Origin of the sequence: Nonomuraea purpurea (assembly GCF_042650645.1) — a bacterium.
Taxonomy (GTDB): Bacteria; Actinomycetota; Actinomycetes; order Streptosporangiales; family Streptosporangiaceae; genus Nonomuraea; species Nonomuraea purpurea.
Genome location: NZ_JBHSBI010000061.1, coordinates 1 through 19208, shown reverse-complemented (window position 1 = coordinate 19208; position 19208 = coordinate 1). Strand labels below are relative to the sequence as shown.

Sequence of the window (19208 nt, the reverse complement as noted above, 5' to 3'; positions counted from 1 at the left end):
TCAAGGTCACTGTCTGAAAGATCCTGTTCTCGCCCTGATTGAGTCACAGAAGACTACTTCGTCCCCAGGTCTCACGAGAGTCTGACAGAGAGGGAGGGGGCGAGCACCTGGTGAGAGAGGAAGCCACCAGCGAGCGTGAGTGCAAGCGGTAGTCGTCCAAGCCGATCCGCGATTTCGGCGGCCTGCTCCATCGTGCCACTCTGCGGAGCCAGGTCACACAAGACCCGTGCAGCGTCCTCACGCGGTAGTACTCCAATATGTTGGAGTTCTGCCCCTGGCCACCAGCGGGCGGCCGCTCGGCGCGTGGTGACCACAACGGTTCCGCGCGGGCTGGTACGCAGCCAGCTGCCGTCCCAGAGGATCTCGGGATCGTCGGCGTTGTCGAGTACTAGCAGCCAAGGCTCAGTAGATCGGTCAAGGTGCTCCCACACAAGGTCAGCTCCGGGGCGAAGGCCGTTTCGAGCAGCCAGCAACTCACCGTCACTGGCACCACGGTCAGCGGCGACAGCGAGCATGCCGGCACGTAGGCCCGCGCGCTCGGAGGCATTGACCCACAGGCCGACTCGGTCACCAGTCTCTGTTGCGAATTGAAATAGGGCATGGGCAACGGCCGTCTTGCCGCAGCCTCCCATACCGTGAAGAACGAAGGCTTCACCGCCGGCCCCCACTGTGACGCTCTTCCGCAAGCGCTCCAGCACCTCAACGCGATCACGCAGAACCACTGGTGCCCGGCCGACTGCTGGCCGCCGAACTGAGTCTGGACCGGCTTGGGCAGCTCCTTCGCTACCGTAGTGGTGGTGCTCAACGATGTGTTGGTCACCTGATGTCTGGTAGACGCGGCCACCATCCTCAGCGTGGCCATCCATCGCACCTCTCATGGCTCGGTGACGTGCTGGTCTTGCCCAGCTTGGTAGACCCGAGCACGCCCGGATGCCATGCCGTTCGGTGTGATCGCTGGGAGGTCAGCAGTGCCAGCCGGGCTGAATTCATCGAGCAACCTGTGCAGGTCCTCGACCGCGTCTGGATGAGCAACAACTAGGCGTCGGACCTGTCGCTGCCACTGCAAACGCAGTTTACGTAGCACCTCTTGGTCGTCGGTCCTGCACGCTCGCCACGCTTCTTCGCGACTAGCCTTCAATTCAGCGGCAACCAATTCCGATCGGTGTGACCCCAGTTGTTGCCACCGATTGATCATTTCCTCACGGGAACGCTGCGCGACATCAGTGTTCATAACTGTGACTAGAGTGGTGCCAGCGGCCTGTAGTGAGGTCAAATCCGCAGCCACGGTTCTCCCAACTTTGCAACCCTCCGACTTACGGGCGAATCCCGGTATCAATGCGCGTAAGACGTTGGCGCAACAACCTTTTTATAGATAACATGGTCGCACCGCCGAGGCGAGCGGGCAAGGATCTCCAAAGAAGGTTGACCGCTGCGTACGCCAGCGTTAATTTGGGTCCAACTGGACACCGCAGGCGTCCCTCTAGAGAGGGGTGGACATGGCAAGACCGTGGGAAGCTGACCCGACGACAGGGTTCAAGAAGCGTCTGGGTAAGTCACCGCAAGAGCTGGGAATTACAACCGATAATCCCGATTGTCCCGATATATGGGAACTCGACAACGGGGACATCGCCATCATCGGTAGGGATCTGACAGCTTCGCTCAAGAATTCCCTGCCTGCGGAAGTTTCAATGGGGGCTGACGAAAGCCTCGTGGTAATTCCAAGGAGTATGATGATCGCAGCAAAGCCGGACATCCCCAGTGTTTGAATCTTTCCGACGCGGCATCTCCGAGCGCCTGACGCGACCAAAATATCACGAGGATTTTCGCCGCGTCTACGAGGGCGGCATCCATTCCTTGGATAAGCTCGAACGTGGACAGAATTTCAAGGAGCGAGGTTTTGCAAGTTGGGAATCCTTCGCGGTCGGTAAATGGGATGAGGCGCTCTCTCTAGTTGAGGAGAAGCGCGAAATCTACGCTCAGCAATTCCGTAAGGCCGCCGAACTTGGTATTTTGGAACGCCGCCTCCGCGTCGTGGAATTTCCTATTACACCGTATGTTCAGTGGGAGTTGTTCGTCCTCCGCCTGCGCGTGGAATTGGGTGACAAAATTCGTATAATGGACGCTCGCAACATCTCCGACATTGAACAGGAGTGGCCTGTACCCGAGGTCGTGATCCTCGGAAACGAAGTCCTGTATGAGGTGGTATACGACGACGACGGCAATGCTGCGGGAGCCAATCGGTTTACGGATCAGAAAGTGATCCAGGAGACCTCGGCCGAGTTCAACATTCTATTTGATCGAGGAGAAGGATTTTTGGAGTTCTTCGACCGAGAAATCGCTCCGCTAGCCCCGCCTTCTGTTAGTTATTGAGGAGTCTATCGCTAGCATTGAATACACCCAGCGGGGCTTATGTCCATCTTCGCTCGCCAAGTCGTGGGAAGGTGCACGGTGCGATCTCGAACGGGGGGCATGTGGTGGGGAACCGCTATCGAGGCGCCCGACCCCGGCGCTTTGGCGAAGTTCTACTCCGAGTTGCTCGGATGGCCCATCGGTTATGAGGAGCAGGGAACGACGATTCTCGCCGCTCCCGAGGGCTCTATCTATGTCGTGTTCCAGCAGGCGACCGGATACCAAGCTCCTGTCTGGCCACCTGTCGATGGGCAGCAGCGCCCAATGATGCACTTCGACTTCCAGGTCGGCGATCTGGACTCCGCGGTCGCCGAGGCGGTCGCCCTCGGAACTTCGCTGGCCAGGGAACAGCCGCGAGACAATGTCCGGGTGCTTTTCGACCCGGCTGGCCACCCGTTCTGCTTGTGCCGTGGCGACAGCTGATCGCGCGGCCGTTCATCGGCAGAAGCGGACATGCCGGCCGGTGGATGTGATCGTCGCGACGCACGCGCTGGTGTCGTCGGCTTGCTACGTTGGCTTGTCGCGTCGTAAGCGGTTGGGCGTCGGACTCGTTTGCGCTCATCGCATCGTCTCCTAGCAGGACGCTGTGCGCGCTCTTTGTACGGCCGGCCACAGTCCTGCGCCGGCACTGTGATCTGCTGAAGCAACCCCACCTGAGACAGACCCCACCTGCTTGGCCATGGACCGCGTCGACCAGTGAGTGGCGGGCTTGGTCTCCAAAGTGCGCGCGACCAGCTCCGTCACCTGCTCATCACTCACCGTCCGCGGCCTTCCTGGACGCGGCTCGTCGGCCAAGCTCGCCAGCCGGTCAGCTGCTCCTGGGCCCGAAGTGGGGTCACCAAGCATGTCGAGATCATGGTTATTGGCATGAGGTGATGGTGCTGCGGCGTCAGGTCGCTCGGCCGAGGTGGAGGTGAGTGTTGTTTCGGACAGCACTCACCTCAAGCCCTCGTATGAGGCTTATGGCCTTACTTCACGACACACGTGCATGGGCGCCCACGTATCCCGACAACCTCGATCGCGACTCCCCAGGCCCGAAGGACAGTGGCGGTGTGCAGAAGGGCAACCTGCGCGAAGGGAAACAGCGTGTCGGCGGTGAGTTCGGTGCCGTCCTTCAAGAGGATCGCCAGCACGACCTTCTTGGGCTGGAAGCCTTCCGGCAGCTGCCATCCACCGGGGGCCTGCGCAACCTTCTTCCGGAACCCGGCCAGGGTCTCGGAGTCGTGCTGAAGAGCCTGGACCGCCACGAGTACCTGCTTGAGCAGGTGGCTGAGCGCGCCGGCCCGGTAAGCGCGCTTGGCCATCATCAGCGTGCCGTCAGGGTAGAGCACATCGCAGATCTCCACGCCGTTGCCCCGGTGCAGCCGGGTCTTCACCAGCTTCTTGTCCATGCAGAGATAGCCGCGGCCTGAGTTCTCGATGTCCTCGCAAAAGCGGTGCTCATCGTGCGCGAGGTCCCACGCGGGCAGGTCGTCTGTGGCTGAGGAGACAATCAGCCTCTCAACCTGGTTGCGGACCGTGGTGAGGTAGGCGGGACCGATCTCGTACCAGTCTTCATCGAGCAGGAAGAACCGCTGGTCACCCAGCGCCACGTCGGCCTCCACCCAGCGAAGAGCAGAGGAGCGGCAGATCACGTCGTCACTGCGCGCGCGGCTGTCCTCATAAAGAACGACCTTGCCCTCGCGCAGCGCCTCCACCCTGGTGCCAGCCCGCTGCACCCGCGCCCGCTCAAGCAGATAGGCAAGGTCGAAGGTGTCGCCTACTTTCCCTTGCCGACTGTTAATCCGCATGCGGAAGGCGCGAGCGGCCAGATACTGGTCCCAGCGACCCTTCGGGACGGCTCCCGCTACGCGACCCTGGTCAGGCCCGCCGAGGAGGTCGTCCAGGGCCTCCTCCAGCCTGGCGATGAGGTCCACGTCAGTGATCTCGGTGATGTATTCGACGAACTCCAGATCCGGGTGCGGGCGTTCCTCGCGGCAGACCCGCGAGATCTCCCGGACGTCGGAAAGGAGGTCCGGGCCATCGACTCCGAGGTGCAGCCGGAGCCCAACGCCACCGTGCGCACTGGAGACGCGCGCCCGACTCCGCGAAGAGACGGTGAGTTTCACACCGCCGAGACGGCCGCCGATCGTACGGACGATCTGCGCGTGCTCCTCGATCCCGAAGGTCCGCACGGATGCCCCGCCAGGAACCAGGGTGATGTCGGTCTTCCCGCTACCCGGCGTCTGCCGGACCAGGTCGTTGACCTCGGCGGGGTTGACCTGCCGGATGGCGAAGCGCAGTCCGAAGCGCTTGTCCTTCAGGCGGTTGGCGATGAGGTGGTGGCCGAGTCCGTAGCCGATGGCGTACACCTCGTCGTCGAGGGCGAACATGAGCAGTGAGGCAGGTTGGATGCTGGGGCGGGAGACCCAGCGGTTGCTGGTGCGCCGCAGGTCGGGGTACCAGCTTGCCTCGGCCTTGGCGAACACGCCGTCGATCATGATCGCGGGCACGCCGAGCTCGTCGGACAGGATTTCGACATCGGCGCTGATTGAGATCAGCTGGGTCATGTCAAGCGCGTCGTACATCGCCTCGATGGTGGGGGCTACGCCCTTGGCGCGGTAGAGGGTGCGCTTGGCGGTGGTGTGGGTCATGAGGTGCTCCTTCTCGCGGAAGGTGCCGGAGTTGGGCCGCGGCACCGGGGGAGTGCTGTGAACAAGGATGCGATCCGACAACGGCTGGCGTAGGCAAAATAGCACCATGAAGCTTGATAAGGGGGGTTATCATCACATGGAGTGGAAGTAAATGATCTTGCACGGTTGCGCAGGAGGGAGGGGGCCGAGTTGGTGCAGGCCGGTTGGGAGCCATGGGCAGAGGTTGCTAGATGCTCCCGCCGATGGTTGGCGAAGCCTGGATCGCAGGGACGGCGAAGTGCGGGCTGAATGCGCGGTCGAGCGTCTGCGCTGTGAAGGAGGATCCAGCCTGTCGCGAAAGCGGACGAATGACCTGATAGTGGGGGTTATCAAAGGAAGCCATGGTCGAGTCTGGCCTGTTCGCCTAGGCTGGCTCAGACACGAGAGGAGGTGCTGACGATGCGAAACCCATGGAGGGGCGCAACGCTGATCTCGATGCCGGAGATTGCAGAGCTGGCCAAAGTCCAGCGACCCGTCGTCAGCACTTGGCGTCGCAGGTACCGTGAATTCCCCAAACCTGCCTCTGGTGACCATGAGCACCCACTCTTCGATGCTGCCGAGATCGCTAGCTGGCTGGTGAAGACTGGCCGAGCCAAGCGCCGGGACATCGACGGAGATCTGTACCTGCATACCCTCGGCAGGCTCTCCGGTCAGCTACCGCCTCGAGCTCTCATGGCAGCCCTGACCTCGTTGATCGCGCTGCGACACTGCATCGATGACGAGCTCGACGATGGTGAGCCAGGCGTTCTGGGCAGACTCCAGGAGCGGGCTGCAGAGCACGACCCCGCCGATGAGCTGCTGCGGTCGGAAGTCGAGGCGATCCGGGCGCCTTGGTTGCCGAAGGTGGTCGACGAACTGGTCGAAGCTGCCTATGGCGCGACCGGCGCATACGAAAAGATCATGGACATCAGGGAGCGCCTCGGCGCGACCGACTTGACCGCCGACCGTCTCGCCCCGCTCCTGGCCCGTCTCATCGCCAAGCTCGCTGCTGCCACAGCCCGCGCCGACTGGTATGGCATCGCGAAGATCTCAGATCCGTATGCGGGTACCGGGGATCTGCTCCTCGAGGTCTCTCAGCTTCGCGATGACCAGCCGATGCACCTCACCGCCTGCTGCACCGACCCCTACCTGGCACGGCTCACCCGGCGTCGTCTCTCCGTCCATGATCTGCACGAGGGAGATTTCTCAGTACAGACAACGCCTGGATCTAGTCTGCAACAAGCGGATGTCATCGTCGCGCAGCTTCCCTACCGGGCGGGTGAGGAGCGCAACGTCAACGACACCCTCGAGCTCATGAGTGACCTGTCGGCGGACCTGCGGCAGGGAGCGACCGCCATCATCGTCGCGCCAGCCGACACCACCGCGGCGTTGGACCCGATCAGCCAGGCGGGCAAGCTTCGCAGCCACCTCATCAAGGACGCGACCAAAGCGATTATCCGACTACCCGGCGGGCTAGTCCCGGCCCGGCCCGGTTATGAGGTCGCACTCTGGGTGCTGAACTCCTACTACGGGAACGATCTAAAGGGCAACCTGCTCGTCGCTGACATCTCTGACCAGCCGCTCACCGAGGGCATCGTCGATGCCCTCGCCACCGACATCCTCACCTGGCGCGAGCCGGGCTATGATCCCGCCGCACACCGCCTGTCCTACGCGGTGCAGCTACCGATCGCAGCAGTCGTCCGGTCCTCCCGGACCCTCACCCCGCGTTACTTGAACCTGAGCGAAGATCCCGTCGACCCGCACGAACAGGTCGCCCGCAGCCTCGACCTTGAGCGGATACTCCAAGAAGCACGTCCCAACCGGGCCATGGACCTGCACATCGAGACCAGCGACGCCCGATCCCGGCCCCGCACCGAAACCCTTGGCCAGCTGACCAAAGGCGCACGGGACAAGGCCAATCTTCTGTCGATGCAGAGAGGGACCCGGGTCGACGTCGCGCTGATCCGCCAGCAGCCGGGGCGCGCAGACTCGTATTCGCTGATCGGCCCGCAGGAGGTCGGTGGCCGGTCGTCTCTCGGATCTCGGGTCGTAGATCGGTTAGAGTTCGAGCGGCGCTACCCCAATGCGCGACGGAGTCTCCCCGGCGACGTAGTGATCACCACCATCCCTGAGCCGGGCGTGATCGTTGACCATGACGGCTACTCCGTGGTCGAGTTCCCTGCCCGAGTGCTGCGAATTAGCGAACTCGGCCGGGAGCATTTCACTTCGCGAGTCCTCGCCGCACTGCTGTCTCGCTCCAGCCGGACCGCCGGCGCGATCCGGCCGGTACAGCGGTTGGAAGAACTGTGGCTACCGCTGCTGTCTCCGGCTGACCTGCACCGATTTGACCGGCTGCTCGCCGAACTCGACGAGCGCCGTCGGCTGGCCCTCTCCGAGCTCGACGCCCTCGCCGAGCTCGGTCAGATCGCCGCGACAGGACTCACCGACGGAACCCTGACCCTCGCTGACCACAGCACTCAAGACTGAGGAGCACAATGCCGCCCCGCAAAAAGCCCGCCCCCGGCCAAGAAGCCCTGCCTGGCACCACCACGATGGCGGACCTCAAGGAAATCCTCTGGAAGGCTGCCGACAAGCTGCGCGGCTCCATGGATGCCGCTGAGTACAAGGACTTCGTCCTCAGTCTGGTCTTCCTCAAGTACACCTTCGATGCTTGGGAGGAACGCCGCCGCGTTTTGTACGCCGACCTCATCACCGACGGCGTCCCGGAGTCCAGGATCGAATCATTCCTGGACGATAAGGATGAGTATGCACGGGAGGGCATCTTTTGGGTGCCAGCCGATGCACAGTGGCCCGAGCTCAAGGCCAACGCGAAGCCCGGTCCGGGCGAGATCACCATTGGAGAGCGAATCGATAATGCGATGGGCGCGGTCATGAAGGAGAACTCAGCGCTCACCGGCGTCCTCCCGAAGATCTTTAACCGTAAGGAAGTGGACCAGCGGAGGCTTGGCGAGCTTGTCGACCTGATCAGCGACGCCCGGTTTACTGGCCACGAAGGCAGGACCGCTGCTGACGTACTCGGCGAGGTGTACGAGTACTTCCTGGAGAAGTTCGCCCGCGCCGAGGGCAAGCGAGGCGGCGAGTTCTACACACCCTCCAGCATCGTCCGCCTCATGGTCGAGATCCTCGAGCCCTACAGGGGCAGGGTGTACGACCCGTGCTGCGGTTCCGGAGGCATGTTTGTCCAAGCCGAGAAGTTCATCCTCAACCACCGCGGCCGCCGCGACGACATCGCCGTCTATGGCCAGGAGTCCAACCAGCGCACCTGGCGGCTCGGCAAGATGAACACCGCGATCCACGGCCTGTCTGCCGACCTAGGCAACAGCTGGGCTGACACATTCTACGAGGACAAGCATCCCGACCTGAAGGCCGACTTCATTCTCGCCAACCCGCCGTTCAACATGTCGGACTGGCACCGCAACACCGAAGACCCCCGCTGGCGCTTCGGCATCCCGCCCGCAGGCAACGCCAACTTCGCCTGGATGCAGCACATCGTTTTCAAGCTTGGTGTTCACGGCACCGCCGGCGTCGTGATGGCCAACGGTTCCATGTCCTCCAAGCAGTCCGGCGAAGGTGAAATTCGTACCGAACTGGTCAATGCGGATCTGGTTGCTTGCATGATCGCGCTACCGTCCCAACTCTTCCGCACCACCCAGATTCCCGCCTGCCTCTGGTTCTTCGCCAAAGACAAGACCTCGCTCGGTGGCCACACCGACCGGCAGGGCCAGGTCCTGTTCATCGACGCTCGGAACATGGGCACCATGCTCGATCGCACTGAGCGAGTCTTCACAGACGACGACATCAAGAAGATCTCCGAGGTATATCACGCCTGGCGCGGTACCAAGAGCGCCCGCGATGCCGACCTCGTCTACGCCGATGAGCCCGGCTTCTGCTACTCCGCCACCCGCGAAGAACTCGCCGCGCACGATGACATCCTCACCCCTGGCCGCTACGTCGGCGCCACCGGAGCCGACGACACTGACGACGAACCCCTCACAGAAAGAATCGACCGACTCACCAAAGAACTCTTTACTCGCTTCGACGAATCCACCCTCCTTGAGCAGGTCATCCGGAAACAACTGGAGATGATTAATGAATAACTTGACTCTTGGAGAGTCTCTTGAACTCCTTATAGACAACCGTGGAAAGAACCCACCGTTCACCGATACAGGGATACCTGTTATTTCGGCGAAACATGTCAAGGGCGGAAAGCTTCACCTGCGAGAGGCGCGTTTCGTTTCTCCCGAAACCTATAGGTCCTGGATGCCTGTGGCACTGATGGAGAACGACGTAATACTTACCTCTGAAGCCCCACTTGGGCGGGTGGCTCTGGTGAAGGATTCCCTTCCTCTCGTTCTCGCCCAGCGGCTCTATGGACTTCGAGGTAGACGTGGAGTTCTGGACAGCAAGTTTCTCTTCTATGCGCTACAGACAGGTGGCTTGCAGGCCCAACTCCTGGCCAGATCTTCCGGTACTACTGTGGTTGGGATTAGGCAGCCTGAGCTCCTGAAACTTCAGATTCCAGCTCCCGACTACCCGGAACAAAGGAAAATATCTGCCTTGCTCGGCGCCCTCGATGACAAGATCGCCGCCAACGACCAGATCATCGCTGGCGCACTGGACCTTGCTGATGCCCTTCACGCACAAGCGGTAGGAGATTCCAGTCCCGGCGAGGATACGTTTGCTTCTATTGCGGCTGTATTTGGTGGAGGCACCCCGCGAACGGCGGAACCGAGCTATTGGGATGGCGATATACTTTGGACTACCCCAAGCGATGTAACAGCACTCCCATCGCCCTATCTCTTCGGTACCAAGCGGATGATTACGAGCGCCGGACTAGAAAGCTGTGCCTCGCGCCTCTATCCAGCAGGTTCCATTTTTATGACATCACGAGCGACCATCGGAGCCTTCGCTGTGCCGCAGCGTCCGGCAGCAGTCAATCAAGGTTTCATCGTGGTCATCCCCAAGGATCCAGCGCTTCGCTGGTGGCTATTCCATGAGATGAGGTCTCGTGTCGACGAGATGCTCAGCCTTGCGAACGGCTCAACATTCCTAGAGCTCAGCAGGAAGAACTTCAAAGCGATGACCGTTCGGCTCGCCTCCCCTGAGGCAATCGCGGAGTTCGACGCCAAAGCTGAGGCACTGCACCGGCGCGCTGCACACGCTGCTCAGGAGACACAAACACTCACGGAGTTGCGGGACACGTTGTTGCCAAAGCTCATGTCAGGGGCGATCAAGGTGCGGGACGCGGAGAAGGCTGTGGATGTGTCGTATGACGGGGTATAGCGAAGCAGACCTGGAGCACGACGTTCTCGAGATTCTCGGGGAGCTTGGGTGGGAGCCGAAGAACGGGCCGCAGATCGCTCCCGGGTCGGGTGAGCGGGAGTCGTGGGATGAGGCGATCATTCCGGAGCGGCTGCGGGAGGCGGTGGCGCGGGTCAATCCAGGTCTGCCGGCGACGGCCGTAGATGAGGTCGTGCAGCTGGTGCTGACGGCCGAGTCGCAGGATCTACGGAACGAGAACTTCCGGCTACACGAGTTCCTTACCAAGGGGATCCGAGACATCATCTATACCGACGAGTACGGCGCCGAGCAGAACCCAACGGTGTATCTCATCAATCGGGCAGATCCATTCAATAACGATCTCCTCGCGGTGCGGCAGGTCACCGTGGTCAACCCAGTGAATAAGGACATCAAGTCCCGGTTCGACGTGATGCTCTACCTCAACGGTCTGCCAGTCGGCGTAGTCGAGCTGAAGAAGCCTGGCGATCCGCACGCCACCCCAGAGATCGCCAAGAACCAGCTGGACTCGTACACCAAGGATGCATGGCGTGCGTTCCGCAGCAATGTGATCTGCCTGGCATCCGACGGGATCGAGGCGCGCTACGGTACTGCCTTCACCCCGTGGAACCACTATGCGCCCTGGAAGGTCAACGAAAGCGGCCAGCCGGTTGAGGACGTGAACTCCAACTGGGAGAATTCCGAGCTGGTCCTCGCTCTCTTCGGTCTCTTCAACCCCGCACAGTTCATCGAACTGCTGGACGGCTACGTGGGCTTCTTCCGCTCGGACAATGGCCTGACGAAGCTGATCGCCAAGCCGCATCAGTACTTCGCAGTGAAACGGGCAGTCAGTAAGACGATCGAAGCGGTCCGCAGCAATGGCAAAGCCGGAGTGGTGTGGCACACCCAGGGGTCTGGCAAGTCCCTGGAAATGGAGCTGTACTCCGGACAGGTGCTGCGGCACAAGTCGCTCGGCAACCCGACGATTGTGGTAATCACCGACCGGACTGACTTGGACGACCAGCTGTTTCAAGGCTTCAACGCTAGCGAGCTGCTACCAGAAAAGCCGGTGCCGGTGACCAGCCGGAACCATCTGCGGACCGAGCTTACTAACCGGCGCACCGGCGGAATTTACTTTACAACCCTGCAGAAGTTCGGCCGGACCAAGGCAGAGAAGGACTCAGGGGCCGCGCATCCGCTGCTGTCGGAACGGCGCAACATTATCGTGATCGTCGATGAAGCGCACCGCAGCCACTATGACGACCTTAACGGTTACGCGCGGCATCTCCGGGATGCGCTCCCATACGCCACGATGATCGCTTTCACAGGAACCCCGATCCGCAGCGCGGAGAAGGATACCACGGCGGTGTTCGGCGAGCTCATCGATACCTACGACCTGACGCGCGCAGTTGAGGACGGCGCCACCGTCCCGGTTTTCTATGAAAGCCGCCTGATCCCCGTACACCTGCCCGACGGCCTCACCGCAGAAGAACTGGACGAGAAGGTAGACCAGGCGACCGAAGGGCTCGACGACAACGAGCGCAAGCAGGTCGAGCAAGCAACGGCAGTGATGACAAGCGTGTACGGGGCGCCGGCGCGTCTTGAGAAGCTGGCTGCCGACATCGTCGACCATTGGGAGGCCCGGTCCGAGTCGATGAAGCAGTTCATCGACGCCAAGGGCAAAGCGATGATTGTGTGTGGTACCCGGGAGATCTGCACCGGACTGTACAGGCAAATTATCGCCATAAAGCCTGACTGGCACTCAGATAGTGTGACCGAAGGCAAGATCAAGGTCGTCTACAGCAGCAACCCGTCCGACCCGCCGGAGTTGACCGCTCACCGGCTCCGTCCATCGGAACACAAGACGATCCAGAGGCGGATGAAGAACGCCAACGACGACCTCGAGATCATTATCGTCAAGGACATGCTGCTGACGGGGTTCGATGCTCCCCCGCTGCACACCCTCTACCTCGACCGTTCGATGCGCGACGCGCAGCTTATGCAGACCCTAGCCCGGGTGAACCGTACGTACCTCAATAAGCAGGACGGTCTGATGGTGGGGTACGCCCCCCTCCACGACAACTTGCTGGATGCACTCGCTGAATACAGCGCAGACGACCGGAGCGATGCCAAGAGCAAGCCGATGGGGCAGAACCTGTTGGACGAACAACATGGCGCGATCACCAAGGTCCGTGACCTCCTCGATGTGCTCGGCAACATCCATCTGCACGGCTACCCCTGGCGCAAAGGTCTCGCGGCGAACTCGCCGAAGGCCTGGCGTGACACCGTGCGAGGTGCGGCGGCCTTCTTGCGCGACCCCAAGCATCCCGGTAACCAGGTCGACCTTGAGGCCGAGGAGCGAGAGCCCACGCTGAAGGAGCGGTTCGCTGCGGAGAGCGCCCGGCTCTCCAGGTTCTACGGCCTGTGCGGAAATTCGGGGCTTCTCAACGATGTGAAAGATGAGATCGTCTTCTTCAAGGAAGTCCGGACCGTGATGGCCAAGTTCGACGCTGCCGAGCGGGTCGCCGAGGGCCGCCCGATCCCCGCTGAAGTAGAGCTTTTCCTAAAACAACTCACGGCCGGTGCGATCGAGGCCGACGCGGTCACCGACCTGTTCGCCGAAGCCGGACTTACCCGCCCAGACTTGTCGAACCTGGATGAGGAGTACCTCAAGCGGATGCAGGCGGCTCACCAGCCTGCATTGGCCATCGAGGCCCTACGTCGACTGGTCCAGCAGGAGATGCGCAAGGTCACCAAGCACAACATCGTTCGGCAGCAGTCCTTCTCTGACCGCCTCATTGACCTGATGCGCAAGTACACCAACCAGAACCTGAGCGCCGCCGAGATCATCGCAAAGCTGATCGAGATGGCCAAGGAGGTCTCAGCCGATGCCAGGCGAGGCGAGCAGTTCAACCCACCGCTGACCAACGACGAACTCGCCTTCTTCGACGCCGTAGCAGCCAAGGACGCCGTGAAAGCGCTCATGGGTGACGGCGATGCCTCCATCGGGGAGCAGAAACTGGCAGCGATTGCTCGTGACCTCGTCGTAGCTGTCAAGAAGAATCTCTCGACCGACTGGGCCGCCCGCGACGATGTTCAGGCCAAGCTCCGCTCCATCATCAAGCGGCTACTCGCTAAGCACGGCTACCCGCCGGAAGAGGAGAAGGACGCCATCGATAAGGTCATACAGCAGTTGGAGACCTTCGCCGACGAATGGTCGCCAGTCACAGCGTAGCGATGCGATGATTTGACACACCCATCGGCCGCGGTTCGCTCGGCGGGCGTGAGCCGCGTGGTTTCGAGCATCTTGGCCTGTTGCCATGGCGCGGTACCTTGGCGACTCCGGCGGAGCGGATCGAGCCTTGTTTTTTCATCTGGGCGACCATGTTGGCGCGCAGACGATCGGTCGACTCGGATGACAGAGTGCCAGTAGTCCCTCACGTTAGTTTCGTCCTACGACAGTTTCCGGACGATGGGTGGCGACCCCAGAGCATGGCCTCAGGATCTCGAAGCCCTCCGTTGAGAGATCACCACCCCCACTTACGTGGCCATCGCAGCGTCTCGGCCCAAACATGCAGGTCGGGTCAATAGTCCGCCCTTGTGCAGGATCTTCGCGAACTCTCCCCTTAGTCCTCTCTTTCTGGCACAGCGGTAGCCATTCTGAGCGCGACGCGGTGGATTATGCGCAGCGCACCTCATCGCTCCATTCGGTGTGGAGTGATGTGCGTGCGGTGTCGGATGGATACCGTCAGCGCGTGGATGTGTGTGCTGAGCGGATCGCCTTGTTCATCGCCGTACGAGAGGTGCCGTACGGCACGGACGGCGCACACGACGCCGCGACGCTGATGACGCTTGGATGCGGCGACTGCCTGGCCAAATCCGCCTATCTGATCGAAGGCTTCCGGGCGCTCGGTTATCCGGCCCGGCGGGTCCGGTGGCTGTATCACCTGCCCGACCAGCCAGCAGAGGTGCGGCTGCTGCCCTCACGGCAGGACGTACATTCGGCTGCCGAGGCACTGATCGATGGCCGGTGGACGCTGGTGGATGCCACCCACGATCCGCCCCTGGCCGCCGCCGGGCTGGCCGTCGCCGAGTGGGACGGCATCACTGATACCGTTCCGGCCTACGAGCCGCGTGGGCCGCTGTGGCGGCAGGGGGACGGGCCCGAACCGGTGCCGAACGTCGACGTCAACGAAACCGTCGGCGTCGACAGCGGCGACAGTTATCAGAAGGCATTCAACTGGTGGCTGCGCGAGGTCCGTGCCGGAGCCGTAACGAACGCACCCTGGTGCGGGGGCGGCTGATGTCTGACGCCTCGCCGCTCTACCGCGATGCCGCTTTTGCCCGTCACACCTACCTGGTCATCGACTTCGAGGGGTTGACCCCTGCTGGGCATCCTGCCGTTCCAGTGGAGGTGGCGGTCCTCGCCCTCACCGTCGCCGACGACGGGCTGTCGCAACTGTGGAGCTTTGAATCGCTGATCGCACCGCCCGTCGAGGTGCCCGTCACCTCCTTTGATGTGCGTATGACGGGCATCACCGCGGCGATGCTGGCCACGGCTGCTGGCCCTGAGCAGGTCATGGCCGATCTCGACCGTCGACTCACGGCGCCGCCGTACCGGCTGGTCGCCCACCACGCGCCCACTGAGGCGGGTCTCATCGCCCACCAGCGGCCACACTGCCCCGTCTTGGCTGCTGTCCCGCTGCTGGACACCGTACGCCTGGCCCGCGTGCTGTATCCGGAGCTGCCGTCGCACCGGCTGGATGATCTGGTGAGGTATCTGCGCGTCGAACCGCCTGCGCGTCGTCATCGGGCGATGCCGGACGTGCAGGCCACGGCGCGGGTCTTCGAGCGCCTGGTGACCGAGGGCGGGCGGACAGGCTGCTGGCGCCAGCTTTTCGATCTTGACCGCTTTGGTGGGCTCGCGCCCAAACGTCTGACGTCATCGGCCGGAGTTCAGGTCGGACTGTTCTGAGGCCACAGCACGAGGCACGGCGATGGCGACCTCCACGGTCTCAGAGAGCCTCCATATCGCCGATGTCGATCCCTGACCAGTCTCACCGCTGCCAACATTCAGCATGCTCGCTCGTGAGGAGCCATATGGACCGCCCCGGCGAAGTTGGAGGCTACTTCGCTTGGTTTTTGGTCGATACGGGCGCGTTGCCGTGTGACCGGTAGAACGCTTCCTCGTACTCGTGCGGGGGAACGTTCCCGCAGAAAGAATGTACCCTTTCCATGTTGTACCAGGCCACCCATTCCATGGTGGCGATCGTCACATCCATGACATTCTTCCAGCCGCCATGGAAATCGATGAGTTCCTTCTTGTAGAGACTGTTGAGCGATTCCGCCACGGCATTATCGTAGGAGTCGCCTTTTCTGCCCACCGAACGGGCCGCACCGATCTGATCTAGACGCTCGGCGTAGCGAATAGACGTGTATTGAACGCCACGATCAGAATGATGAACCATGCCGCCGTCAAGGCGGTCACCACGCGCCCAGATCGCCATTTCCAGAGCGTCCAACGCCAGCTCGGCACCCAAATGATCGGCGACCTGCCAGCCGACGATGCGCCGGGAGAACAGGTCCTGGACGAACGCGGCGTACACCCAGCCGGCAGCGGTGTCCACATAGGTGATGTCGGCCACCCACCTGCGGTTGGGCGCGTCCGCGGTGAAGTCGCGCTCCAGCAGGTCGCTCGGCCGCTCGGCGCCCGGCAGAGTGGTGCGGGGACGCTTACGCTTGGCGCTCACGCCGGCGATGCCCAGCTCACGCATCAGCCGCTCGACCGTGCACCGGGCCACGATGATGCCCTCGCGGTTGAGCTGAACCCACACCTTCCGCGCACCATACACTTTGCGGCCCGGACCTTCCCACACCCGCATGATCTCCTTCTTCAACGCCTCATCACGCACCGCACGAGCCGACGGCTCCGACTCGCGTTTCTTAGCCGCCCAATACGTCGACGGCGACAATTCCAGGACAGCACACAAAGGCTCCACACCGAACCGGTCCCGATGGGAATCGATGAACTCGACTAGCGCGGCAGTTTCGGGTCGAGTTCCCGGGCGAAATAAGCCGACGCGGCCTTCAGAATCTCGTTCGCCCGACGAAGTTCACGGTTCTCACGCTCGAGCTCGGCGATGCGCTGTGCGTCGCTGGTCGTGGTACCAGGACGCTCGCCCTGATCGACCTCGGCCTGACGGACCCAGGTCCGCAACGCTTCACGATGCACTCCGAGCCGGTCGGCGACACGGGCGATCGTCCCAGTCCGCTCACCGCTCTGCTCACGCAACTCAAAGACCAACCGAACCGCACGATCACGCAGCTCAACGGAGTACTTCCTCGGGGGCGCCATGGTCCCTCACCCTTCCAGGTGTCAGGGCCTCCAACGAACCCGGGGCGGCTCAATAGGATTCGCGCCTGGTGACCTGCGGGGACGCTTCAAAACATCGCGTCCGTGTTCGCGAGCCTGCAGGCTATGGCCGCGCTGGTATACCTCCCCGCCCTTAGGGATGCGGACGCATGTGCACGTCCGCTGCGGTAGCCGGGCGGGCGGAGGACCGGCGGAGAAGTCGAACCACTGGTGCTTCCGCCCGCGCGAGACAGCCGCACATCGCGAAGGAGCAGGAGAAATGACCATCAAGTTCGGCTTCTACGGCCGGGTATCGACCGAGGACAATCAGGACCCGCAGGCATCACGGGCCTGGCAGCTGCACCGGGCAAGGGCACTGATCGAATCGCGGGGCGGGGAGATCGTCGCCGAGTTCTTCGACATCGACAAGTCCCGTTCGATCCCCTGGCAGCTCCGCCCGCACGCGGCGGCGCTGATCGAGGAGCTGAAGGACCCGCTGCGGGGCTTCGACGCGGTGGTGATCGGGGAGCCGCAGCGGGCGTTCTACGGCAACCAGTACAGCCTCACCTTCCCGCTGTTCGAGCACTTCGGCGTCCCGCTATGGGTACCAGAGGTGGGCGGACCGATCGATCCGGCGAACGAGGCCCACGACATGATCATGGGGGTCTTCGGCGGGTTGTCGAAGGGGGAGCGGAACCGCATCAAGATCCGGGTGCGGGCCGCCATGGCGGCGATCACGGCGACCGAAGGCAGATTCCTGGGCGGGCGTCCGCCGTACGGGTACCTGCTCCAGGACGCCGGTCCGCACCCGAACCCGGGCAAGGCGGCCGATGGCCGGAGACTGCGCAGGCTGGTGGCCGATCCGGTCACCTCGCGCGTGGTGCGGTGGATCTACAGCGAGTTCCTCAAGGGGCGGGGCTATCTGGACCTCGCCGAGGACCTGACGCGGCAGGGCATCTTGTCGCCGTCAGCCAGCGATCCTGGGCGGAACAAGCATCGGGATCAGCGGGCGTGGTCGAGGTACGCCGTCCGGGTCATCCTCACCAACCCGCGCTATACGGGCCACCAGGTGTGGAACAAGCAGCGCAAGGACGAGGTCCTGCTGGACGTGGAGAACGTCGCGCTGGGGACGACGACCAAGCAGCGGTGGAACACCAAGGACCAGTGGATTTGGTCCGAGCATCCGGTCCATGACGCGATCGTGAGTGTCGAGGAGTACCAGCGCGTACAGGAGATCCTCGCCACGCGTGCCAGGGGCCAGTACAGCCAGCGTCCCCGCCCTACCCGGCGTCCGTACGCGTTGCGGGGCGTACTCTTCTGCGGGTACTGCGAGCGCCGGATGCAGGGCAACTGGAACAACCAGCAGGCCTACTACCGGTGCCGCTTCCCCAACCAGTACGCCATTCTCAACGACCTCCACCATCCCAAGGCCGTCTACCTGCGGGAGGCGAAGATTCTTGATGAGGTCGATGGCTGGTTGGCGACCGCGTTCGGGCCAGACGCGCGGGAACGCACGATCGCGGCCATGACCGAGCAGGCGATCGCCCCGAACGAGACTGTCCTACTCGACCTGCGGCAACAGCTGCCGAAGTGCGATCGCAAGCGCAGCCAGCACCGATCCACGCTGGACGCTGGAGGCGATCCGATCGAGATCTTCTCGTGGATCAACGAGACCAAGAACGAACGCGCCCGCCTGGAGGAGGAGCTGAAGACCGTCCCGGCCGTGCAGCCCACCAGCGTCGCGGAGATCAGATCAATGATTGAGGAAATCGGCGACTTGGTGCGTCTGATCGGAGAGGCGGACTCCGGCGACAAGGCCGAGCTCTACATGCGGCTCGGCCTGAAGCTTACGTACTATCCGGAAAAGCAATATCTAGAGGCAAGGATTGAACCCGAGCCCCTACGTCGGCGCTCGGTGTGTTTCCGAGCCAAACTACACAAGTTGAATGCCTAGAGTCTTCAACTCGTGACGGATAGCGCTCGGTGCGGTACGACCGGGGTACGCGGTACGGACAAAGAATTGGGACACTCTGCCCCGCATCCTGTGCTCCCGCCGCGTCGGCCCGTTTCTAGGCGCGTTCGTGTCCCAGGGTTACCTCACGCTGGATTGGGAGATCCAGACGGTTGGGCGGCAGGTGCCGAATGTGCGGCCCTCGCAGAGTTTGAAGGCTGTGATGCGGCTGAAGAAGGTGGAATCGGTGCCGCAGCCCCATCGTGCGCCGTTTCTGTCGATGACGGTCCACTCTTGAAGGTAGGAGGTGGCGTATTCGACTCGGACGGCTCGGCCGTCGTTTCTGAGATCGCATATCTTGATGTGCTTGCGGTTGGCTGAGACGGTGACTGAGCCCCAACCGGCTTCGTCGTGCCAGCCGTCCGAAACATCAGCGGATGCCGGCGAAGCGGCTAGCCCCGTTTTCCGCACGTGCGGTTGTTTGAAGATCGCCAGGTTGCTGTGGTGATCGTCATCGCGGTATGACCTGGCTGGTGAGACAGCGTGC

At 62.4% G+C, this 19208-nt stretch carries 14 protein-coding genes and 1 pseudogene; 10 read left to right on the top strand and 5 right to left on the bottom strand.

Annotation, left to right across the window (positions count from 1 at the left end; all coding sequences use genetic code 11):
* Positions 1–71 precede the first annotated feature (71 nt).
* On the bottom strand, positions 72–632 hold the full coding sequence (locus ACFOY2_RS54060) for an NB-ARC domain-containing protein (protein ID WP_379536008.1): 561 nt from the start codon (positions 630–632) through the stop codon (positions 72–74).
* Between the two features lie 864 nt (positions 633–1496).
* Between ACFOY2_RS54060 and ACFOY2_RS54055 the strand changes: the two genes are divergently transcribed.
* The 3 genes from ACFOY2_RS54055 to ACFOY2_RS54045 are packed head-to-tail and all read left to right on the top strand — an operon-like array spanning position 1497 to position 2832.
* Complete coding sequence (locus ACFOY2_RS54055) at positions 1497–1766, top strand: hypothetical protein (RefSeq protein WP_379536007.1); 270 nt, start codon at positions 1497–1499, stop codon at positions 1764–1766.
* Entirely contained in the window at positions 1759–2370 is a 612-nt protein-coding gene (locus ACFOY2_RS54050) for a DUF6879 family protein (protein ID WP_379536006.1), read from the top strand. Before ACFOY2_RS54055 ends, ACFOY2_RS54050 begins: the two co-directional genes overlap by 8 nt.
* Positions 2371–2409: 39 nt before the next feature.
* Positions 2410–2832: a VOC family protein gene (locus ACFOY2_RS54045; RefSeq protein ID WP_379536005.1), complete on the top strand. Its 423-nt coding sequence runs from the start codon at positions 2410–2412 to the stop codon at positions 2830–2832.
* A gap of 240 nt (positions 2833–3072) precedes the next feature.
* On the opposite strand, the pseudogene ACFOY2_RS54040 reads toward ACFOY2_RS54045, so the two are convergent.
* Positions 3073–3216: pseudogene (locus ACFOY2_RS54040) on the bottom strand (helix-turn-helix domain-containing protein); the annotation flags it as partial.
* A 161-nt stretch (positions 3217–3377) separates the two neighbouring features.
* On the bottom strand, positions 3378–5042 hold the full coding sequence (locus tag ACFOY2_RS54035) for a DUF6119 family protein (protein WP_379536004.1): 1665 nt from the start codon (positions 5040–5042) through the stop codon (positions 3378–3380).
* A 474-nt stretch (positions 5043–5516) separates the two neighbouring features.
* Here ACFOY2_RS54035 and ACFOY2_RS54030 point away from each other — a divergent pair, with 474 nt between their 5' ends.
* The 6 genes from ACFOY2_RS54030 to ACFOY2_RS54005 all read left to right on the top strand — a co-directional run bounded on the left by ACFOY2_RS54030 (position 5517) and on the right by ACFOY2_RS54005 (position 15333).
* Positions 5517–7547: a hypothetical protein gene (locus ACFOY2_RS54030; RefSeq protein WP_379536003.1), complete on the top strand. Its 2031-nt coding sequence runs from the start codon at positions 5517–5519 to the stop codon at positions 7545–7547.
* 8 nt (positions 7548–7555) lie between these two features.
* Positions 7556–9178, top strand: a complete 1623-nt coding sequence (locus ACFOY2_RS54025) for a type I restriction-modification system subunit M (RefSeq protein WP_379536002.1) — start codon at positions 7556–7558, stop codon at positions 9176–9178.
* The gene (locus tag ACFOY2_RS54020; protein WP_379536001.1) at positions 9171–10364 is read left to right on the top strand and encodes a restriction endonuclease subunit S; all 1194 of its coding nucleotides are present in this window, start codon (positions 9171–9173) and stop codon (positions 10362–10364) included. Before ACFOY2_RS54025 ends, ACFOY2_RS54020 begins: the two co-directional genes overlap by 8 nt.
* Positions 10351–13593: a type I restriction endonuclease subunit R gene (locus ACFOY2_RS54015; RefSeq protein ID WP_379536000.1), complete on the top strand. Its 3243-nt coding sequence runs from the start codon at positions 10351–10353 to the stop codon at positions 13591–13593. The genes ACFOY2_RS54020 and ACFOY2_RS54015 overlap by 14 nt, the downstream gene beginning before the upstream one ends.
* A gap of 439 nt (positions 13594–14032) precedes the next feature.
* Positions 14033–14662 (top strand): transglutaminase domain-containing protein, encoded by a 630-nt coding sequence (locus ACFOY2_RS54010; RefSeq protein WP_379535999.1) that lies wholly within the window; start codon positions 14033–14035, stop codon positions 14660–14662.
* Positions 14662–15333 (top strand): 3'-5' exonuclease, encoded by a 672-nt coding sequence (locus ACFOY2_RS54005; RefSeq protein ID WP_379535998.1) that lies wholly within the window; start codon positions 14662–14664, stop codon positions 15331–15333. The genes ACFOY2_RS54010 and ACFOY2_RS54005 overlap by 1 nt, the downstream gene beginning before the upstream one ends.
* 151 nt (positions 15334–15484) lie before the next feature.
* On the opposite strand, the gene ACFOY2_RS54000 is transcribed toward ACFOY2_RS54005, so the two are convergent.
* Positions 15485–16713 (bottom strand): IS3 family transposase gene (locus ACFOY2_RS54000; RefSeq protein WP_379535997.1). Its coding sequence is split into 2 segments (ribosomal slippage): positions 15485–16410 and positions 16410–16713, totalling 1230 coding nucleotides; the frame shifts between segments, so codons are not numbered across the junction.
* A gap of 277 nt (positions 16714–16990) precedes the next feature.
* Between ACFOY2_RS54000 and ACFOY2_RS53995 the strand changes: the two genes are divergently transcribed.
* The gene (locus tag ACFOY2_RS53995) at positions 16991–18664 is read left to right on the top strand and encodes a recombinase family protein (RefSeq protein ID WP_379535996.1); all 1674 of its coding nucleotides are present in this window, start codon (positions 16991–16993) and stop codon (positions 18662–18664) included.
* A gap of 138 nt (positions 18665–18802) precedes the next feature.
* On the opposite strand, the gene ACFOY2_RS53990 is transcribed toward ACFOY2_RS53995, so the two are convergent.
* Positions 18803–19208, bottom strand: a 406-nt coding sequence (locus ACFOY2_RS53990) for a hypothetical protein (RefSeq protein ID WP_379535995.1), incomplete at its 5' end; no start/stop codon positions are given.